This is a genomic window from Actinomyces oris (genome assembly GCF_001937665.1).
Lineage (GTDB): Bacteria > Actinomycetota > Actinomycetes > Actinomycetales > Actinomycetaceae > Actinomyces > Actinomyces stomatis.
This window is the reverse complement of sequence record NZ_MSKL01000010.1, coordinates 30,703-48,679: the sequence shown is the minus strand read 5'-3', so window position 1 is coordinate 48,679 and position 17,977 is coordinate 30,703. Positions and strand designations below refer to the sequence as shown.

9 protein-coding genes are annotated in these 17,977 nt (G+C 68.6%); 5 read left to right on the top strand and 4 right to left on the bottom strand.

What is annotated here, in order from left to right:
* Positions 1 to 12: 12 nt before the first annotated feature.
* Together BKH28_RS05055 and BKH28_RS05050 are read left to right on the top strand one after the other, a co-directional pair.
* Positions 13 to 1,791 carry a M20/M25/M40 family metallo-hydrolase gene (locus BKH28_RS05055; protein WP_075417774.1) on the top strand — a complete coding sequence of 593 codons (1,779 nt, stop codon included), beginning with the start codon at positions 13 to 15 and terminating at the stop codon, positions 1,789 to 1,791.
* A gap of 370 nt (positions 1,792 to 2,161) precedes the next feature.
* A complete protein-coding gene (locus BKH28_RS05050; protein WP_075417773.1) occupies positions 2,162 to 3,904 on the top strand; it encodes an alpha/beta hydrolase in 1,743 nt (580 codons plus the stop codon).
* A 115-nt stretch (positions 3,905 to 4,019) separates the two neighbouring features.
* On the opposite strand, the gene BKH28_RS05045 is transcribed toward BKH28_RS05050, so the two are convergent.
* The 4 genes from BKH28_RS05045 to BKH28_RS05030 form a co-directional block, all read right to left on the bottom strand.
* A complete protein-coding gene (locus BKH28_RS05045) occupies positions 4,020 to 4,685 on the bottom strand; it encodes a response regulator transcription factor (RefSeq protein WP_075417772.1) in 666 nt (221 codons plus the stop codon).
* A gap of 34 nt (positions 4,686 to 4,719) precedes the next feature.
* The gene (locus tag BKH28_RS05040) at positions 4,720 to 6,279 is read right to left on the bottom strand and encodes an alpha/beta hydrolase family protein (RefSeq protein ID WP_075417771.1); all 1,560 of its coding nucleotides are present in this window, start codon (positions 6,277 to 6,279) and stop codon (positions 4,720 to 4,722) included.
* A gap of 128 nt (positions 6,280 to 6,407) precedes the next feature.
* On the bottom strand, positions 6,408 to 7,691 hold the full coding sequence (locus BKH28_RS05035; protein WP_075417770.1) for a sensor histidine kinase: 1,284 nt from the start codon (positions 7,689 to 7,691) through the stop codon (positions 6,408 to 6,410).
* A gap of 233 nt (positions 7,692 to 7,924) precedes the next feature.
* Positions 7,925 to 11,176, bottom strand: coding sequence for a DEAD/DEAH box helicase (locus BKH28_RS05030; protein ID WP_075417769.1), 3,252 nt, complete (start codon positions 11,174 to 11,176; stop codon positions 7,925 to 7,927).
* A gap of 144 nt (positions 11,177 to 11,320) precedes the next feature.
* Here BKH28_RS05030 and BKH28_RS05025 point away from each other — a divergent pair, with 144 nt between their 5' ends.
* From BKH28_RS05025 to BKH28_RS05015, 3 genes are read left to right on the top strand one after another with little or no spacing between them, the layout of a single operon-like run.
* Entirely contained in the window at positions 11,321 to 14,029 is a 2,709-nt protein-coding gene (locus BKH28_RS05025) for a DEAD/DEAH box helicase (protein WP_256695494.1), read from the top strand.
* Positions 14,030 to 14,085: 56 nt separating this feature from the next.
* Positions 14,086 to 15,819 (top strand): ABC transporter ATP-binding protein, encoded by a 1,734-nt coding sequence (locus BKH28_RS05020; RefSeq protein WP_075417768.1) that lies wholly within the window; start codon positions 14,086 to 14,088, stop codon positions 15,817 to 15,819.
* Entirely contained in the window at positions 15,816 to 17,966 is a 2,151-nt protein-coding gene (locus tag BKH28_RS05015) for an ABC transporter ATP-binding protein (RefSeq protein WP_075417767.1), read from the top strand. Before BKH28_RS05020 ends, BKH28_RS05015 begins: the two co-directional genes overlap by 4 nt.
* Positions 17,967 to 17,977 lie beyond the last annotated feature (11 nt).

The following is a 17,977-nucleotide window of genomic DNA, read 5'->3' as shown; positions in this document are numbered from 1 at the left end:
AGGTTCCTTGCCATGACTACTCACCGTTTCTCCGTACCCGATCTCTCCCGGCGCCTGCTGGCCCCGATCGCTGCCCTGCTGGGACTGGTGGCGGGCCTGAGCGTCCTCATCCTGCCCTCCCCCGCACCGACCACCACCGACCCGACCGAGTTCTCCGCCGAGCGCGCCATGGCCTCCATCAACCGGCTCGCCGACGAACCCCACAGCGTCCTCAACCGAGAAGCGCACGACCGGGCGCGTGACGACGTCATCGGCATGTTCGCCGACCTGGGTTACACCGCCGACGTGCACTCCGACCCGCTATTCGATTTCAGCGAGCCGGTGGACAAGGAGACCTTCGACATGCTGTCCACCGAGCAGCAGGCGGCGGTCAAGGACGCGCCGGCCGAGACGATCGTCGTCGACGTGCCGGGGAAGTCGGAACGCACCATGGCACTCATGGCCCACTACGACTCGGCCACGGACTCAGACGGGGACAGAGCGCGCTTCACCACCTCCGGTGACTCCTACGGGGCTGCCGATGACGGCTACGGCGTGGCCACCATCGTCGAGACGCTCCGGGCCCTCAAGGCCGAGGGGCGCCAGCCGGAGAACTCGCTGAAGATCGTCATCACCGACGCTGAGGAGATCGGCCTCATCGGCGCCCGCAATGAGATGCGCCACCACCGCGCCGACTACGAGAACGTCGACCTCGTCCTCAACCTCGAAGCGCGCGGCATGAGCGGCCCGGCGTTCATGTTCGAGACCTCCCCGAACAACAGCGCCGTCGCCGGCTACTTCCTCAGCAACGTGAAACAGCCCGTGACCGGCTCGCTCTTCCCCTCGCTGTACGCACTCATGCCCAACTCCACCGACATGACGAACCTCATCCCCGAGGGCTTCACGGTGCTCAATATCGCGGCGGTCGGGGATGCCGACCACTACCACCAGTCCACGGACGCCCCGCGCTACGTCGACCACTCGACCCTCCAGCACTACGGCGACCAGGTCCTCGGCCTCACGCGGGCCTGGGCCTTCGACGGGCAGGCCCCCACGCTGACGGCCGACGGCGACCTCCACTTCTTCCAGCTGTGGCGGGGGCTGACGGTGCGCTACCCGGCGGCGGTCGGGACGGGGCTGGGCTGCCTGGCCGTCATCGCCGCGCTCGGCGTCGTCGTGGTACGGGTCAGGTCGCTGCGCTGGAAGCGGGTCCTGGGAACTGTCTGGGGCCTGACCTGGCGGGCCACGTCCGCATCCGCCGCGGCGGGGCTGGTGCAGCTCGGGGCCATGGCGATGAATTGGGCGCCGGAGAGCGGACTCGGACCGAACCCCCTACTGCCGTGGATGTTCGCCGGCGGAGCGCTCATCGGGGTTGGGCTCACGGCGCGCTTCGTGGTGCGGCGCTGGAAAGAGGGGCTCGGGCAGGAGACCCTCGCCGCGGTGCTGCTCCTGCTGGCGGCCGCCTGCATCCCGCTCATGGTGCTGGTGCCCGGCGCCGCCTATGTCCTGGTCCTCCCCACGCTCGCCCTGGCGCTGACCGCCCTGGCGCCACAGCGGATGCGGCCGGTGATCGGGGCCCTGGCGGCCTTCATCATCGTGGTGATCTTCGCCCCCACGATCCTGTTCATCCACGAGCTCCTCAGCCTCAGTGCGCTGTGGGCGACCGTGTTCTTCGCGATCGTGCCGGTGGCGCCGCTGGCACTCGTGCTCCTGCAGGCCGGTTCCCGGCGCACCGCCTCGGGCGCCGGCACCGTATCCGGGCCTGCTTCCGACGACGCCCCCGTTGCCGGTCCGGTCACCGCGACGGCGTAGGGCGACGAGGAAGGCGCAGCTGCGAGCACGAGAGGCTTCGGGGCCTCGGGACCACTCCTGGTGAGTGGCCCCGAGGCCCCGGACTGTTGAGCGACGGGCAGCGGGGACGTGCACAGCGGCCACATGGGGGAGGACGACGTCGTCCCTCTCCTCCAGCAGGTCGGCAGATTCTGGCCCACCGGCCGAGGAAGCCAGCACCGCCGCGCTCTTATCGTCGTAGAGGTCCGGACGCGTGAGAGCCCAGTCCGGACAGAGCCCCACCCGCAGGCACGAGCCAGACAGGAGGTACGCCTCCCGACGGCCGCCACGGGCGCGGCCGTCAGCACGCAGAAGTCGACGACGACCCCGGCACCCGAAGGAGCACAACCTCATGAGACCGACCCCCCTCACCACGCGGAAGGCGGCCGCGTCCCTGGCAGCACTGATGCTGTCGGCAACCCTGGCAGCGTGCCAGCCGCAGATCTCCGCCGCCGGCGCCGCAACCCCCACATCTGTACCAGTGCCCACCGACCAGACCAGCACCACAGCTAGCGGATCTCATGGGGACTCCACCGGTGGATCCACTGCCAGCTCCACCGGCGCCTCCGCCTCTCAGACCAGCGTCCCGCAAGGGCTGGAGAGCTTCTACAACCAGGACATCGACTGGCAGGACTGCTCAGACGGCACCTCACCCTTCCAGTGCGGGACGGTCACCGTCCCCCTGGACTACAACAACCCTGGCGGCCAAACCATCACGATCGCCCTGAAGAAGCTTCCCGCCTCCGACGGCAACGCCGAGCACGGCTCCCTGTTCACCAACCCAGGAGGCCCCGGCGGCAGCGGGATCCAGGAGCTGGAGGCCCAGGCCACCGCCCTGCCCGAGGAGCTCCGAGCCGGCTACGACGTTGTCGGATTCGATCCGCGCGGCGTGGGGCAGTCCACCCCGATCACCTGCTGGACCGACGAGGACATCAGCCAGGCCCTCGCCGACGCCCAGAACGGCAAGATCTCCGACGTCGTGCCATCCAACACCATCTCCTCCAAGAACCTCTCAGCCCAGGAGAAGATGGACCGGGGCGCGGCCGACGCCGCCAGGTGCGCCCAGCACTCGGAGGTCCCCGAGCTGCTTGACCACGTCGGCACCCGAGACGTCGCCCGCGACCTGGACGTCCTGCGCGCCACATCCGGGGACGCCACGCTGAACTACCTCGGGGTCTCGTACGGGACCCATATCGGAGCCGTCTACGCCGACTTCTTCCCCGACCGCGTCGGACGCGCCGTCCTGGACGGGGCCATGGACCCGTCGCAGCGCTGGTCCGACGGGGAGGCCGAGGTCACGGCTTTCAAGGAAAGCATCCTGCGCCAGTACGTCGAGCACTGCCAGGCCCATGATGGCTGCCCCCTGACCGGCTCCACGGACGAGGCGATCGCCCAGCTGGCGGCCTTCGTCGACGGCCTGGACCAGGCGCCTCTCACCGCCCCGGACTCCAGCGTCACCGTCAACACGCAGGAGGCCACCACCATCATCCAGCACTACGCGGTCGAGAAACCGGACTGGGACGCGCTGACCGCCATGCTCGCCCCGGCGATGAGTAACCGCGACGGCGCCCTCATGGTGGCAGCGAAGCAGAGCACGCTCGCATCTCAGCTGCCGACAACCGCCGAGCAGGCCGTCGCCGGGGCCAACACCCTGTTCATGTCTGCCGCGGTCATCTGCAACGACTACCCGGACACGGCCGACACCGTCTCCGACTGGGACGCTCAGGCAGCCGCCGAGAAGAAGACCTCCCCCTTCTTCGGCGGTACCTCACATGGTCTGGACGCCTACTGCCGCGGCTGGGGACACCGGGGGCAGACCCCGCCCCAGGAGACCCACGCCGAGGGCTCCGACCCGATCCTCGTCGTCGGGCTCACCAAGGACTCCCGGACCCTCTACCCCTGGGCCCAGAGCCTCACCGACCAGCTGGACAACGGCCACCTGCTCACCGTCGAGGGCTACGGGCACGTCACCTTCGGCAGCAACGCCTGTGCCACTGCGGCCATGACCGACTTCCTGGTCAACGGGACCGTCCCGGCAGAAGGCACCACCTGCGCCGCAGAGCCCCGACCAGCCGCTGGCAGAGCCGAGGGCTGACCGACAGCACTGCACCCGCGGGACACTTCGGGGCCTCGGGCTCACTCCTGGCGAGTGGCCCGAGGCCCCGGCCGGTTGGGCGGGAGTGGGTGCCGTCAGGCCGGCGGCAGCAGGTTCAGCGAGCGACGTCGTCGACGGCACACTCGGCCACCGCGACGGCGAGCTGGACCCGGTTGGTGACGCCGAACTTGTCCAGCAGGGCGGAGACGTGGGTCTTGACGGTGCTGGCTCCAACGACGAGCTCCTCGGCGATCTCGCCGTTGCCCAGGCCCTGGGCCACGAGCAGGGCGACCTGGCGCTCCCGGTCGGTGACGGTCTCGGGGAAGGCGCGGCGCTGCGGGGTGGCCTCGACGGCGGCCTCGACGAGCCGGTCCAGGACGGAGCCGGAGAAGGCCCGCTGGCCGTCGGCGGCGGCGTGCACGGCGCGGAAGATGATCTCGGGGGCGCTGTCCTTGAGCAGGAAGCCGGTGGCGCCGGCGCGTAGGGCGGCGGCGACCATCGCGTCGGTGTCGAAGGCGGTCAGCACGAGGACCTTGGTGTCAGGGCAGTCGGCGGCGATCTGGGCGGTGGCCCAGACGCCGTCGGTGCCGGGCATGTGCAGGTCCATGAGGACGACGTCGGGGCGCAGACTGCGCGCCGCGTCGTAGCCGCTGCGCCCGTCGGAACCCTCACCGAGGACCGTGACGCCGGAGTCGCTCTCCAGGATGAGACGCAAGGCAGCGCGTACGAGGGCGTCGTCGTCAACGATGACAACACGTACACGGCGCTGCGGTGAGTCCATGCCGATTCCTTTGCTTGTTCAACTACCTGGGGGTCTACTGTACGTCGGGGCGGGCCGGATCGGGCAGGAAGTGAACCTTCCGGGGTACGGCGGAGTCGTGACCCAGCAGCCTGGGCTCCTGGCCGCGCAGGGTGTGGTTGAAGAAGTCGCTCACCAGCGCCCGAATCGTCTCCTCGGTCTGCGGCTGGACCGTATTGCCGGTCAGAGCGGGGCTGATGAAGGAGAACAGGTCGTGGCTGACATGGTTGGTGTTCTCAATGGTGACGGCCCAGGTCGGTCCGGTACTGCGGTCGTGGAACTGCTCCTGAAACCGGGCATCCTCGATAGAACCCTCGTCCTGGGTTTGTTCCCCTTTACGGGCCTTGGAGATGTCAGCGACGTGATCGGTGGACAGAATATTGAGGCTGGGGACCGGCACGCCGGTGTCGCGGACCGTTCCAAAGTGGGTTCCGTCCATGTTGACGCCGGCATCGAAGCGGGGATCATCAGCCAGGGCCTGCTCCGCACTGGCGCCCCCGAGGGAGAAACCCATAGCACCCACCGAGTCGAGGTTGAGCCGATGATGGAACGGGCTGCCGGGATCCGCATTGAGCGCCGTGAGGTGGTCCAGGATGAAGGAGAGATCCGCGGAGTTGGTGGCGGTCCAACGGGCCGCCCTTTCGAGCCAGCTCTCGCGCTGGCCCGCCTCGGTAGCCGAGGGCTCACCCGGGTCACGGTCGACCTGGCGACCACTGCTCAGGGAGACAGGGGCACCGGAGGTGTAGGGGTGGTCCACAGCGACGACGACGTAACCCTGACTGGCCAGGTCCACCATGAGTGAGGTGTTGTCGAAACGGCCGGCCCTTAAGGCTGGGGAGTAGAAGATGACGGGGAATCCGCCCGGTACCTGGACGATCTCACCCCCGTGTACCGCATGGGTGTCGATCAGCCGGAAATGATCCAACGAGTTCTCCAGCGCGCCCCTGGCACGAGCGGTTCCAAACACGTCGTCGCCGTTCATCGCAGTGCTCTTGGCCAGCCTGCGATCCAGGGCAAGTGGCTTTCCCTGGGCCGTCGCCTCCGTCGGGTACCAGATTGAGAACTCGACCTCACGCAGGTCGTCCTCATCGGGCGTTGTCCACTCCTGGCGACTGGAGTCCGTCAGGTGCTCCTCGGTGTACCCGACGGCGTAGGGACCGGTCGGCGTCGGAAGCTTGAAAACCGGGAGCAGGAAGCCGGCCGCAGATGACACCGCCAGAGCGAGCGCCCCTGACATCATCGCGGTGATACGCCCCAGCACTCGCAGGGCGGGCCGCCCGCGCCGCGGAGCGTCGGCGGTACGACGAGCCCGGCGGAACCAGCGCGTCAGAAGGACACAGGCCAATGCCACTGTGACGACGTAGGCCGGGATCATGACGAACCGGTGCCGCTCGATGACGAGGTGGGCCAGAAGGGGAAGGAGAAGCCCCACCAGCAGGACGGGTTCGGCCCGCAGCCACCGTCGCATGCTCGACACCTTGGAAGCCACCTGCCACCAGCGGGGCGGCAGCCTGAAGACCGTGAGGAGCAGTACCACTGCATCCATGGCAACCACTGCGATCTCCAGCGTTCTCATCGGTGTTCCTCTCACTCCCCCGGCAGGTTCGGCACGGACATTAGCCGGGCGCCGGCCGCGGCCGCCTCCGCCAGGTGGGGGATGCCTTTCGGGCACACGTCCACCTCTCGGTCGCATGATGACGACGGTCAGTCAGCACGACCTCGGGCGGGGACGGCGGCCATGACGACGAAGCGGCGAGGCTGCTCAGTGCGGTCGGACCGATCCGGTGTCGCCGTCTGGCCGGCCGGCTGCGAGACGTGCAGCTCGCCTCCGAGAAGCCGCAGCCGCTCGCGAAGGCCCTCCAGGCCCAGGCCGCCGCCGGGCGCCGTCGGCCGAGGCTTGGACGGGCAGTCGTTGACGCACCGCACCACGAGGGCCGCGCCGTCGTCGCTGAGACCGTCGGAGGCCTCGACCTCGCAGTCGAGGTGGACCACGCCGCCGGCCCCGTGGCGACGGGCGTTGGTGAGCAGCTCCTCGATGGTGCGCAGGACCGCGTGCCGGCTGCGGGCGCCGGCGGCCTCGAAGGAATCCGCCCAGGACTCGGCCAGGTGCAGGTCGATCTGCTGTCCGGCCTCCCGCTCCCAGGACAGGACGTCCTCGACATCGGACCAGGTGGCGCGGGCGCCATCGGCGGAACCGTCGTCGTGCAGGACGGCGAGGATCTGGCGCAGCTCGCGTCCGGAGTCGGCGGCGAGGGTGTGGATGCTGTCCGCGATCCTGCGGACGCTGCCCATATCCAGGTCGGTGCGGGTCTGGAGCGCGCCGGCGTGGAGGGAGACCAGGGAGAGGCGGTGGGCGAGGGAGTCGTGCATTTCGCGGGAGATGCGGGCACGTTCCTCGGCGCGGCTCTGGGCGATGCGCGCCTCTTGCGTGGTGCGGATGAGGCGGGCCTCGCGGGAGGCTGAGCGCAGCAGCTCCTCGCGGGCCTGCAGGTTGACGCCCAGCATGACGCAGACGATGCAGATCGGGAGAGTACTGACCGCGTATGTGGTGACAAATAACAGCGCACCCTCTCCGCGACTCGGATTGAGGAGCGGAGACAGGCCCACACCTACGGTCGTGGCGACCACTACCACCGGTATCGTCCTCGCCCCTTTACGCATGCCGATAACAGTCGCAGCCACGTAAACCGCCACCTGCGGCCAAGAGGGAATGAGTCCCAGGACAACGATAAGGATCGGCAATGACGGGCGGGGTCCTCTGAGGACCGGGATGAGGAGGAGAAGGCAGGCTAAGGAGATGAGTAAGTGCCCGGCATACATCACCTGCCAGCGGGCCAGGCCCGGCACGACCGTGGAGCCGCCTTCCAGCTTGAGGTACGCAATCAGGGCGAGCAGCGTCTGCACCACGGTGATCGAAGCGGAGCCGCTCCAGACGAGGATCTGCACCCTGCGGGCGTGCGCGCTGGAGGAGACGGGGACGTCGGCCATGGGCCGACCCTACTGAGAGCGCCTGCGCGGGAGCCTCCCCCAGGTGGGGGAGGCAGTTCATCATCGTCAGCCGTGCGCGGTCGTGGGGTGGGTGTCGCGTTCGCCCCCCTCTACCCCTCGAACGGGGGACATAAGGTAGGACTACGACAACCGGGGTGCAGGCAATCGGAGAACGGTGTCTCACTGGACCTTCAACGACACCTTGCGCCTTCCAGTCCTGTCGGTGCTCTCGTTCAGCCCACCGTATCCACGGCCTGCTGAGGCTCCGGGGCGAGTGCAGAGGCGAGGTCCGCGAAATACGGATACTGCGCCCAGGCGGTGCGGTCACCGATAACGTAGAGACGACGCTTCGCTCGGCTCGCGGCGACATTGACGAGATTGACGGTCGACGAGGCCCAGGCCTTCGCCCCCGGAGCGGCTGGATCGCCGCCCAGAACAAGGAAGACCACATCCGCCTCCCGGCCCTGGGCGGTATGAATCGTACCGCCGCGCAATCCGGGATATCTCCCCTTGAGGGTCCCCAACGCGTTAGCTACCACCCGGAATGGCGAGATAGCGATGATTTGCGACGTGGCAACACCCTGAGCCTGGAGCTGATCGATCTGTTTGCGCAGCTCCTCGATCTGATTGCCCTGAAGATGTGTGCCAGGCGTTCTTGCTGGGACATCGATCCAACGGCTCGGTGATACCTTCTGCTCACGAGGCCCGTCAAAAAGATCGGGGCGATCGGGATCATCTAGGCGGCGCTGAACGCCGCTCACCATCATGCCCCCGTAGGCGATCTCATTACACAGTCTGAACATCGGATCGTCGCATCGACGATGCACCGTCAGTGGCGCACCCACCCACATGGGCTTCTCTCCGTGATACAGAGTGGTCCCATGGCGTGAAACGCGGTCAGCGAGAGTCTGGACCGAGGCGAGCGGCGGGATCCAGACCGATGAGACACCGAACGCAGCAGCGATGTCATACTGGGCCTTACGCGGCATCGTCACTACCGGCTGCAACTGCAACGGGTCACCAACGGCGACGACCCGCCGGGATCGCCAGATCCCTCCGACGGCGTACTGCGGGCAGGCCTGCCCGGCCTCATCAATAAGTAGCCATCCGAGAGACTCGGGACCAAGTCCTGCGAACATGCGCCCAAAGGACGCGAAAGTCGTCGAAACCATCGGCACGACCAGGAAGAAGGTCTGCCACGCTGCACGTACTTTTTCGGGCTCCAGGTTACGCGGGTATGCACCGGCAACCACCTCAACAGCTGCACGCAGCCCCTTCACCATATCCCCGGCCGTATTGGCCAGAAAGTCCTCATGGAGCCTCAACGCTGCCAGAAACAGGTCGGACCGAGCCTCATCGAGCTCTGCGTCGAGCCATGGGGCATACTTCTCGCGGTCCTCTCTATCCCGCCTCTCATCCGGGTACCCGCGCCCATAGTGCTCACGGTCCTCAGCTACCTGCCGGCGCAGGTCGGCCACTTCCTGGGAGAGGCACTTACGTCGATTCTCAGTGCTTGCCAACTCACCAGAGATGTACCGCGCTCGCTCGTCGAGGGACTGCGCATACTGACGCACCTGCTGCCAGTTCTGCTCCGCTGTCCGCAACTGCTCCTCGAGTGGCTCCAACCGTTCCCTCCACTCGCGAGCAGCTCGCCCCAAGGTGAAGAGCGTCTCGAGCACCCCGGGCCTGGTCTCGGCGTGCCGGTTCCGGATGCTGCCAGCCTCGGAGTACTCCGTCTGCGCACGCTCAACGATATTCGTGTACTTCCGCCTCTCGTCCGCAGCCTCGGTGGCCGCCACTGTGAGGTGCTGAGCCTGCGCAGCGAGCTCCGGTTCCTCCCTGAGGGCAGCCTTGAGACGTTCTATTCGCCACTGAGCCGCCTCCCGCTGAGCGAGGAGCTCATCGACATGCCGTTCGGCCCGACGGAAGTCTTCTCGTGCCTGCGACCAACTCTTATATGGCACCTTTCCGTCACGCCACTGATTCAGACGCGTCTGCATGCGCGGAGCAGTTCCCGGAATGGGTTTTTTGTCCCGGCCTGTGATGTCAAACCAGAAGGCTGAGCGGAAGGCTCCCCGATTCCGCTTGTTGCCTAGTCGAGCCGCCACCAGGCCCCAGGCCTTCCGCTCCGTTCCCTCGGCATCCTCACGTTTCTTTTCCCCGACCTCCGAGGCCGCCAGAGTCGCGGAGGCGATGTCAGCAAAATAGTCGGCGTCTCCCCGCCATTTGCCATCGATCGCACCAAGGGCGGGAATCTCAACGCTAATGTTCTCAACAGCGGTGTTGTTCGCTGAAGCGACGACCATCTCGAATCCAGTCAGCGTCGGCTGGAGCTGACGCACCTCACGTCGGAAGCCATCACCGGACTGCCAGCAGTGCGTGGTCGTGGTGAAGGCGTCGTCTGGGCTCTCCAATTCGGCGAGGCGCCGCGCACGTTCAACGACATTGCCGGCAAGGATGTCGCGCAGCATCGTTGTCTTGCCAGTACCGGGCGGTCCGTTGACCCCCATCAGACCACCTGCATCAGACAGATCATCCAAGGCCCGGTTGACGGCGAACTGCTGGCGCAGCGCCAGGCCGTGCTCAGGGTTGGAGGGCCACCGACCTTTCGGCAACCTGTCAACCTGGACTCCGGCGTCAGCAACGGCGTTATCCCGGATAACGTCCGCCCGCTGCCCCAAGGGGAGATCGGCGTCGGCGGTCAGGTACTCAGACAGTGCCGGCGGACAACTTCCATTTGACAGTTCTCTCGTGACGGCAGCGAGATCATCGAGGAAGAAGCTGTTGAGAAAGTCGATGTCCGCGATCGCATCATCAGTGCGACGACTGGAGACGGCGACCGACGAGATGATGATGCGCTCACTGGCCAGTCCGGACACTCCGGCAATTCCCGAGACCTTGTGAGCGATACGCAGCAGTTCCTGCAATGAGTCTGCCTCCTGAGCAGGAGGTTTCTCCGTACCAGCCGCCTCACGACGATCTCCCTCGAAGGCATCCACCGCTTTCGTGAACTCTTCTGCGGCCTGGGAGAACCCACCACCCCAGTGTGGACTCGGCACTTCACGGGTGCTCCGGATCCGGGCTACAGCCCACAGCGCAGAGGAGAGCGTCGCAGAGTCCACCATAAGCGTTCCACGCTCGTCGAGCATAACCGCGGCACAGGCACTGATTCCGGCCGTGCGCTCGTCATAGGCATCCTGGTCCTCTGCGAAAGCACAATGCAGATCCTGATAAATATCCTCGAGGTCGTACACGCCGAGGTAGATGGTGTGCTGCCATTTCATAGACGTGCCACTCACCGGAGCCGGCGGGCGCAGCACTTCCCAAGGCAGAGCCGCCCGAGGCTGCCAGTCGATGACCTGACGGTCCTTCGGACGCGTTGACGGCTTAGTCAGCTCAGGTACCTTCTGTGGGCTGAATAGCTCCAGCATCCACCAGTACTGCAGGATCCGCTGACGAGTCTCGGAGGAAGTATTCATTCCCATGGGAGGATTCTGCCAGGTCGCAGCAGTTCGAGTAGATGATTTGCACGGGATACTTCTGGCGAGGAGGGATCACCGCGCTCGGGCCCGGACACCGGCAGAGGCGAGTCGGACGCCGACGGCCACCGGTGGTGCACACTGTGCCCCATGGCAGACGGGACCAGACGCGACCTCACCGGGCTCCTGGAGTCCATCGGCGGACGCGACGGCAGGCTCGTCCACCTCCAACGCACCCCGGCCCGCCCAGGCTGCCACGCCGACTGGCCCAAGTGGGCGGACCCCGACCTCGTGGCCGCCTACCGCCGCATCGGCGTCGAGCGCCCATGGACGCACCAGGTCACCGCCGCACAGTCCGCCCACGCCGGCCACCACACGGTCCTAGCCACCGGCACCGGCTCGGGCAAGTCGCTGGCCGCATGGCTGCCGGCGCTCTCCGACGTCCTGGCCGCCCAGTCCCCCGGCGCCGACTCGCGCATCTCCGCCCACGGCCGACGCCCCACCACCCTCTACCTCTCCCCCACCAAGGCGCTCACCGCCGACCAGGCTGCAGCCCTCGATCGGCTCATCGGCGGGCTCGAGGCCGTCCAGCGCGAGGCCGGCACTCCCACGGGCTCGCTGCGCACGGTGCGCGCCGGCACCTGCGACGGCGACACTCCCCTGCCCGAGCGAGACTGGGTGCGTGCCCATGCCGACGTCGTCCTGACCAACCCCGACTTCCTCCACTTCTCGCTGCTGCCGGGCCACGAGCGCTGGACCCGTCTCCTGCGGGGCCTGCGCTACATCGTCATCGACGAGTGCCACGCCTACCGCGGGGTCCTGGGGGCGCACGTCGCCCTCGTGCTGCGTCGCCTCCTGCGGCTCGTGGCGCGACTGCGCCCACGCGGCCCGCAGCCGGTCGTCCTGTGCGCCTCGGCGACGGCGGCCGAGCCGGCCCTCACCGCGGCCCGCCTCATCGGCGCCGCACCAGACGACGTCGTGGCCGTCACCGAGGATGCCGCGCCCGCCGGGGAGCGCACCCTGGCCCTGTGGCAGCCGGCCCTGCGCGACCCCTGGGTGCTGCCTGCGCCTGACGACGAGCCAGCCCAGGACTCGGCCCGGGCGACCGAGCCGGACTCGGGCGATCCTGGTGAGGATCCTTCGGCGCGGCGCAGCGCCGTCGTCGAGGCCGCCGAGCTGCTCGTGGACCTGCTGAGCGTGGGTGCCCGGGCGCTGGTGTTCGTGCGCTCTCGTCGCTCGGCAGAGGTCGTGGCCGAGCGGGCCCGCCACACGCTGGGGCTCTCGCTGCCAGAGCTCATCGGCACGGTGTCGGCCTACCGCGGCGGCTATCTGCCCGAGGAGCGCCGGGCCCTGGAGGCTGACCTGCGCTCAGGTCGGCTGCGCGCCCTGGCCACCACCAACGCCTTGGAGCTGGGCATCGACGTCACCGGGCTGGACGCGGTCCTCATCGCCGGATGGCCAGGCACGCGCGTCTCGCTGGGTCAGCAGGCGGGCCGGGCCGGACGTGCCGGTGGCCGCGGCCTCGCCGTCCTCATCGCCTCCGACAATCCGCTGGACGCCTACCTGGTGCATCATCCCGAGGCGGTTTTCGCCGCCCCCGAGGCCACGGTCTTCGACCCGGCCAACCCCTACGTGCTCGCGCCCCACCTGTGCGCCGCCGCTTCCGAGGCGCCCTTGCGGGCCTCGGACCTGGCCCTGTTCGGCCTGCCCGACGACGCCCTGCTGCGCGAGCTGGAGGGCCGGGGCGCGCTGCGGCGTCGACCCACGGGCTGGTTCTGGAACGTGAACCTGCCCGGGCGGCCCCAGGATCTGACCTCCCTGCGCGGCGATGGGCCGCCCGAGGTGCCGGTGGTGGAGGCCGACACGGGCGTCGTCATCGGCACGGTCGACGGCGCGGCCGCCGACTCCACCATCCACGAGGGCGCGGTCTACGTCCACCAGGGGCGCGTCTACGTGGTCGAGGAGCTGGCCGACGACGTCGCCCTCGTGCGGCAGAAGGCAGCGGTCGGCTACCGCACACGGGCCCGGTCGCACTCGAGCGTGCGCATCATCGCCGAGCGCGAGCAGCAGGTCTGGGGCCGGCCGGGTGAGAGGACGCCGGACGACTGCCATGAGCCGTCAACGCACGAGCCCGAAGAGCCGGCCGGCTCCGGCCCCGGTCCTAGTCCGGCCGGCGGCAGGCGGGTCGCGTCGACCCTCGGCGACGGGCACGAGCCCCCGGGTACGGCGGCGATCACCTGGTCCTTCGGGTCGGTGGAGGTCACCAGTCAGGTGACCGGCTACCAGCGCATGGCGCTGCCGGGAGGGGAGGTCGTCTCCCAGCACGCCCTTGAGATGGACGAGCACGTCCTGCCCACCGCCGCCGTGTGGTGGACGATTCCGCAGGAGGTCTGCGAGGCGGCGGGCCTGGAGCCCACCGACCTGCCCGGGGCCCTGCACGCGGCCGAGCACGCGAGCATCGGGATGCTGCCGCTGCTGGCGACCTGCGACCGCTGGGACATCGGCGGACTGTCAACCGCAGCGCACCCACAGACGGGGGCGCCCACGGTCTTCGTCCATGACGGGCACGCCGGCGGGGCGGGTTTCGCCGAGCGCGGCTACCGGGCCGGGCGCGACTGGCTGGAGGCGACGCTGGCCGTCATCGAGGGGTGCGGCTGCGCGAGCGGCTGCCCCTCGTGCGTGCAGTCGCCCAAGTGCGGCAACAACAACGAGCCCCTGGACAAGGCCGGGGCCACCGTCCTGCTGCGGCTCCTGCTCGAGGCGGCGCCGACGGCGTCCCCCGAGCCCTCCGGCGTCGAGGCCGGTACCGGGGCCGCCGGCGAGCCGAACGCCGTCGACGCGGCGGGCTTCGACGGCTGAGGATCGCCGCACCAGGCACTGGCCCTCACGCTAGGTGAGGCTGATATGTTCCCGGCATGCTCCTTCGATTACTGCGCACGTACTTGCGCCCCTATACGGGGCTGCTGGTGTGCGTCCTGGTGCTTCAGTTCGCTGAGGTGATGGCCTCCCTGTACCTTCCCACCCTCAACGCCGACATCATCGACAAGGGTGTGGCCTCCGGGGACACCGGTTATATCTGGCGGATGGGCGCGTTCATGCTGGGGGTCAGCCTGGCCCAGGGCGTGTGCACGGTGCTGGCGACCTACCTGGCGGCGCGCGCGGCGATGAGCATGGGCCGGGACCTGCGCGGCGAGGTCTTCGACCGGGTCAGCGGCTTCTCGGAGCGGGAGATCTCCGCCTTCGGGGCGGGTTCGCTCATCACCCGCAACACCAATGACGTCCAGCAGGTCCAGATGCTGGTGATGATGAGTGCCACGATGCTGGTGACGGCGCCGTTCATGGCGCTGGGCGGCATCTTCATGGCGGTCACGCGCGCCCCGGGCCTGTCGTGGCTGATCGGGGTGTCGGTGCCGATCCTGCTCGTGGCGGTGGGGCTCATCGTGAGCCGGATGCTGCCCCTGTTCCGCTCCTACCAGGACAAGCTCGACACCATCAACCGGGTGATGCGTGAGCAGCTCACCGGCATCCGGGTCATCCGCGCCTTCGTGCGCGAGGAGGCCGAGACCGAGCGCTTCGAGGGTGCCAACACCGATATCGCCCGGGTCGGCGAGCGCGTGGGTCAGCTCTTCGTCCTGCTGTTCCCGCTGGTGATGCTGGTGCTGGACGTGACGATCGTCGGCGTCATCTGGTTCGGCGGCCACCAGGTCGGCGACGGCGACGTGGAGGTCGGCACCCTCATCGCCTTCATGTCCTACCTCATGCAGATCCTCATGGGCATCGTCATGGCGAGCTTCATGACGATCATGATCCCGCGCGCCGCCGTCTGCGCCGAGCGCATCAGCGAGGTGCTGGCGACGCCGCCGACCATCACCTCCTCCTCCGACGCCGTCGATATCTTCCCGGCTCCCGGAAAGGTCGAGATGCGGGACGTCACCTTCGTCTACCCCGACGCCGACGCCCGCGTCCTGGCGGAGGTGAGCTTCACGGTCCAGCCCGGTACGACGACGGCGATCGTCGGCTCGACGGCGTCGGGCAAGTCCACGGTGGTGCGGCTGCTGGCCCGGTTGCTGGAGGCCAGCAGCGGGCAGGTGCTCATCGGCGGCACCGACGTTCGCGAGGCCGACCCCGAGGCGCTGTGGTCGCAGATGGGGCTCGTGCCCCAGCAGCCCTTCCTGTTCGCCGGGACCGTGGCCTCCAACCTGCGCCTGGGGCGCGAGGAGGCCACCGACGACGAGCTGTGGGAGGCCCTGGAGGTCGCCCAGGCCAAGGATTTCGTCTCCGAGATGGACGGGGGCCTTCAGGCGCCCATCGCCCAGGGCGGCACGAATGTCTCGGGCGGTCAGCGTCAGCGCCTGGCCATCGCCCGGGCCCTGGTGCGCCGGCCCGACATCCTCATCTTCGACGACTCCTTCTCCGCCCTGGACGTGTCCACCGACGCGCGGCTGCGTGAGGCCATGGGGCCGGCCACGGCCGGCATCACGAAGGTGATCGTGGCCCAGCGGGTCTCCACCATCACCGAGGCCGACCAGATCCTCGTCCTGGACGGCGGCCACCTGGTGGGCAGCGGTACGCACACCGAGCTGCTGGCCACCTGCTCCGTCTACCGCGAGATCGTCACCTCCCAGCTCGGAGCGGAGGCCGCAGCATGAGCAGGAACGCGAGCAGCCACATGGGCAAGAAGGCCGGCAGGAACACCGGCGACAACGCCGGGAGCGGTGCGAGCGCCGCCGTCAGCCCCGACGAGCTCAGCGAGGAGGACCTCAAGCTGGCCGCTGAGGCGCAGGCAGCCTCGGGCGACTGGCACGACGGGCCGCCCCCGGGCGAGGCCGAGGCCTTCTGGCCCTCCTTCAAACGGATGGTCGGGCTGCTGGGCGCCTACCGGGTCTCCCTGGTGGTCGTGGCCCTGGCCGCCGTGGGCACGGTCGTGCTGGCCGTGGCGGCCCCCAAGGTGCTGGGCCAGGCCACCAACGTCATCTTCGAGGGCGTGGTCTCCACGATGCTGCCGGCCGGCACCACCAAGGCCCAGGCCATCGAGGCCCTGCGGGCGCGGGGGATGGATGACTTCGCCTCCATGCTCTCGGCGATGGACGTCGTTCCCGGCGCGGGCATCGACTACACCCGCCTGGGGCAGATCCTGACGGTGGTACTGGTCCTGTACGTGGGTTCGGGCCTGCTCAACTGGCTTGAGGGCTGGCTCATCAACCGCATCACCATCAAGGCCCTCTACCGGCTGCGCGCCCAGGTGGAGGACAAGGTCCACCGCCTGCCGCTGAGCTACTTCGACACCGTTCAGCGCGGTGAGCTGCTCAGCCGCCTGACCAACGACGTCGACAACGTCACCAACACCCTCCAGCAGTCCCTGTCCGGCGCCCTGACGGCGATCCTCACGGTGGTGGGCGTGCTGGGGATGATGTTCTCCATCTCCTGGAAACTGGCACTGGTGGCGCTCATCATGTTCCCGCTCATGGGCGTGGTCTTCGGGGTGATCGGGCCGCGCTCGCAGAAGGCCTTCACCCACCAGTGGGCGCGCACCGGCAAGATCAACACCCGAGTGGAGGAGTCCTTCTCCGGGCACGCCCTGGTGCAGGTCTACGGGCGCACGGAGTCGGTGCGCGAGGCCTTCGCCGCCGAGAACGAGGAGCTCTACCGGGCCTCGCTGCGCGCCCAGTTCCTCTCCGGCATCATGATGCCGATCATGCTGGTCATCGGGAACATCAACTATGTGGCCATCGCGGTGGTCGGCGGCGCCATGGTCGCCTCCGGGTCGCTGCGTCTGGGCGACGTGCAGGCCTTCATCCAGTACTCCCAGCAGTTCTCCCAGCCCCTGGGCCAGCTCGGCGGCATGGCCACGGCCGTGCAGTCCGGGACCGCGAGCGCCGAGCGGATCTTCGAGCTGCTCGACGCCGAGGAGGAGCGTCCCGACGACGTCGCACCGGAGAGCGCCGGCGCCACGGGCGCAGCGGGCGCCGCGACCGCCGATGCCGGCCGGACCTCGGGGACCCGCCCCGGCACCCAAGCGGATTCGCCGAAGAGCCCGGCGGGGCCGGGCGTCATCGAGATGGAGCACGTGCACTTCTCCTACAGCCCGGAGGTCGAGCTCATCCGGGACCTGTCGCTGCGGGTCGACCCCGGGCACACGGTCGCGATCGTGGGGCCCACGGGAGCGGGCAAGACCACCCTGGTCAACCTGCTCATGCGCTTCTACGAGCTCGACGGGGGACGCATCCTCATCGACGGGCGCGACATCGCCACTATGACGCGCCACGATGTGCGTCGTCGGACCGGCATGGTTCTGCAGGACCCGTGGCTGTTCGCCGGCACGATCCGCGAGAACATCCGCTACGGGCGGCCCGGGGCCACTGATGAGGAGGTCGAGGCCGCTGCGAGGGCGTGCTTCGTCGACCACATCATCAAGGCCCTGCCACAGGGCTACGACACGGTTCTGGAGGAGGACGCCGCGAACATCTCCGCCGGCGAGCGCCAGCTGCTCACGATCGCGCGGGCCTTCGTGGCCAACCCGGCCGTGCTCATCCTCGATGAGGCCACCAGCTCGGTGGACACCCGCACCGAGCTGCTGGTCCAGCAGGCGATGAACGCGCTGCGCGAGGGCCGCACGAGCTTCATCATTGCTCACCGCCTGTCGACGATCCGTGACGCCGACACCATCCTGGTGATGGAGCACGGTGACATCGTCGAGCAGGGCAGCCACGATGAGCTCATCGCGGCGGGCGGCGCCTACGCGCGCCTCCACGCGGCCCAGTTCGCGGGCGGCGCCACCGTCGCCGTCGAGGACTGAGGCCCGGGCCG